The sequence below is a fragment of the Nonomuraea rhizosphaerae genome (genome assembly GCF_019396405.1).
In the GTDB taxonomy this organism is placed as follows: Bacteria; Actinomycetota; Actinomycetes; order Streptosporangiales; family Streptosporangiaceae; genus Nonomuraea; species Nonomuraea rhizosphaerae.
Map to the genome: position 1 here is coordinate 1 of NZ_JAHKRL010000352.1, position 3,270 is coordinate 3,270.

The 3,270-nt window shown below is 73.0% G+C and carries 2 protein-coding genes and 1 pseudogene; 2 read left to right on the top strand and 1 reads right to left on the bottom strand.

What is annotated here, in order from left to right; genetic code table 11:
• Nucleotides 1–594 (top strand): annotated as a pseudogene (locus KME77_RS17645) (hypothetical protein); the annotation flags it as partial.
• 36 nt (nt 595–630) lie between these two features.
• Here KME77_RS17645 and KME77_RS17650 read toward each other — a convergent pair.
• Entirely contained in the window at nt 631–1,749 is a 1,119-nt protein-coding gene (locus KME77_RS17650; RefSeq protein WP_246610010.1) for a serine hydrolase domain-containing protein, read from the bottom strand.
• Between the two features lie 359 nt (nt 1,750–2,108).
• On the opposite strand from KME77_RS17650, the gene KME77_RS17655 reads away from it, so the two are divergent.
• Nucleotides 2,109–3,270 (top strand): alkyl sulfatase dimerization domain-containing protein (locus KME77_RS17655; protein WP_219468672.1); only part of this gene is annotated, 1,162 nt, incomplete at its 3' end.

The following is a 3,270-nucleotide window of genomic DNA, read 5'->3' on the forward strand; positions in this document are numbered from 1 at the left end:
CGGGAGCGGCCCGCCGCCCGACTGGAGGCGGCCCGCGAGCACGCCCGGCTCGGCCTGGCCGAAGCACCGCGTTCGGCCGAGACGCCACATGAGGGCAAGGCGCCGCATCTGGGCAAGGCACCGCATCAGGCAGAGACGCCGCATCTGGGCGAGATGCCGCGCCTGGGCGAGGCGCCGTCCGGCCGCTCCACCCCGCACCTGACCGCGCTGCTGCTGAGCGTTCTCGCCCACGTGGACGTCGCGGAGGGTCTCCCGGACGACGCGGTACGCCGGCTCGGTCATCCAGCGGTGCGGCTGACGCTGACTTGGCACACGCCGGTCGCCGCCTCGATCGCGGTCACGGTCGCGGCGATCGAGCTGTGCCGCGACCGGCCGGAGCGGGCGGGACGGCTGCTCGGGGCGGCCACCGTTCTGCGGGGCAGGGAGGATCCGGGCGACGCCGACGTGCGGGTGATCACACGGGAGGTCACGGCCGCCCTGGGCGCCGCCGGGTCTGCGGCCGCGCACGCGGCGGGCGCGGCGATGTCGCGGGCCGAGGCCGAAAACCTGGTGTCCACGATCATCACCGAAACCGAGAACCGAGGCTGGGGCTGAGGCCGGGGCTGGGGCTGACGCCGGGGGCGGGGCTGGTCAGCCGGTCTGAGCCGCCCCGGGTGTGGGCTTGCCGAACATCGCGCAGGTCACCGCGTTCTGAAGCGCCCTCGCCGCCTTGGCGATCTTCGGGTCGGATCCGAACTCGGCCCACGACTCCGTCGAGATGAGAACGGCCGCCGTACGCCTGCCGCTCCGATCGGTGACCCCGGCGGTGAGGTACCCGGGGATGCCGCCGTCGTGGCTCCAGACCGTGCCGCACGGCGTGGCGCCGGTCTGGATGCCCAGCCCGTAGCCGGGCCCGTCCGGCTGTTTCGGGTCCATCGGCACGGTGGTGCGCATCTGCGTCAGCTGGGCGGCGGGCAGCAGCCTGCCGGACATCAGCGCGGTGTGGAACCGGGACCAGTCCCGCGTGGTGGACACGACCGCTCCGGCCGCCCCGCCCCATCCAGGGTCGTTGCCGGAGACGTCCACGTGGCCGTGGCGGCGCGGCCCGGCGACGTGCCTGAACGCGGCCGGCACCCCCGCCGGCATGTGGGCGGCGTCCGGCTCGTAGCCGTGGGCGTGCGAGCCGCGCCAGCCGGGCCCTGTGGCGTAGTAGGTGTGTTCGAGGTGGAGCGGCCGGGCGATCCGGTCCCGGACCAGCTCCGCCAGGCTCGCCCCGGTGGCCCGCTCCAGGACGGCTCCGAGCGCGACGTAACCGGTGTTGCTGTAGGACCACTTGGTGCCCGGCGCGAACAGCGGGGCATGCCTCACCCCGACCGCGAGCAGCTCCGACGAGGTCCAGCGCCGCCGGTCCGTGCCGAGGATCGACGGCAGGAGCGCGGCGTCCTCGGTGTAGTCGTACAGGCCGCTGGTGTGGTTCAGCAGCATGCGCAACGTGATCGCGCCGCCGTTCGGCACCTGGCCCGGCAGCCACTTCTCCACCGGGTCGGACAGGGTGAGCTTGCCCTCGGCGACCAGTTGCAGCACGAGGGTGGCCGTCATGGTCTTGGTGCCGGAGCCGATCCGGAACTCGTCGCCCGCTTTGAGCAGGTGGTCCCGTCTGCTCCAGGGGGCCTGCCGGGCGATCTCGACCGGCCGCCCGCGGCCGTCGTCCACCCGGACGACGACGCCGGGCGCCCCGGCGTCCACCAGCTCGCCCGCCAACTGCCGCAACCGCGCGTACGAAGCAGATGAAGCAGACGACGCGGGCGAAGCGGATGACGGGAATGACGGGAATGACGGGAATGACGTGGACGCGGCGGTGGCCGGGAGGGCCGCCGCCAGGCTCATGGCCAGCGCGGAAACCGTGACCGTGACCGTGCGCGACCGGCGTGGCCGCCCCGCACGATCCGGTGAGAGAGCACGTGGAGACATCGACCCGTTCCTCCGGGTGGTAGGTGACGCGGACGCCCCACCCTCCAGGTCACCACTCACAAACCGCTCCCAGCGCGCTCCCAGCCGCCCGTCAACGGCCGCCCGTCAACAAGCAGCCCCCCTTGCTTAGAACGAGGTTCTAGAAGCAGGCTAGCCCCATGATTACCGAGTACGCCGACCGCGTGTGGCGCGGCGAAGCGGACGACAGCGTCGTGGACGCGGGCATGCAGGACAAGGGCGTGCAGCCGATCACCGACGGCCTGGCCTGGTGGCCGGGGTTCGGCAACGTGACGGCGTTCGAGACCGAGGGCGAGCTGGTGCTGTTCGACACCGGCAGCTCGTTCTCGGCGGCCAGGCTGCACGCCGACGTCCGGGCCTGGACGCGGGCGCCGCTGACCACCGCGTTCTACTCGCACGGCCACATCGACCACGTCTTCGGCACGGGACCGTTCGAGGAGCCGGGCCCGCCCGCCACGATCTACGCCCATGAGGCGGTCGCCGGCCGGTTCGAGCGTTACGCGGTGACGAACGGCTACAACGCGGTGATCAACCAGCGCCAGTTCCAGGCCCCGAACCTCCGCTGGCCCACCCGCTACCGCCGTCCGGACGTGACCTACACGGACGCGCTGACCGTGCGGCGCGGCGGGCTCACGTTCGACCTCACGCACGCCAAGGGCGAGACCGACGACGCGACCATCGGCTACGTGCGTGAGCACAAGCTGCTGCTGCCCGGCGACCTGTTCATCTGGGTGACGCCCAACTGCGGCAACCCGCAGAAGGCGCAGCGCTACCCCCGGGAATGGGTGCACGCGCTGCACCGGATGGCCGCCATGGACGCCGAGATCATGCTCCCCGGCCACGGCGCCCCGGTCTTCGGCCGCGACCGCGTCCGGCAGGCGCTGCTGGAGACGGCCGAATGGCTGGAGTCGATCATCACGCAGACCCTGGAGCTGCTCAACGCCGGCGCGCGGCTCGACGAGATCGTCCACTCCGTGAAGGCTCCGGAGCACCTGGCCGACCGGCCCTACCTGCGGGCCCGCTACGACGAGCCGGAGTTCGTCGTACGGAACCTATGGCGCCTGTACGGCGGCTGGTACGACGGCAACCCGGCCCACCTGAAGCCCGCCCCCGAGGCGGTCCTGGCCCGATCGGTCGCGGAGCTGGCGGGCGGGGCGAAGGCCCTGGCGGACGCGGCGCTCAAGGCCCTCTCCGAGGGCGACGAGCGGCTGGCCGGCCATCTGGCGGAGATGGCCGCCCTGGCGGCTCCGGACGACGCGGGCGTGCACCGCGCACGCGCGGAGGTCTTCTCCGCCAGGGCGG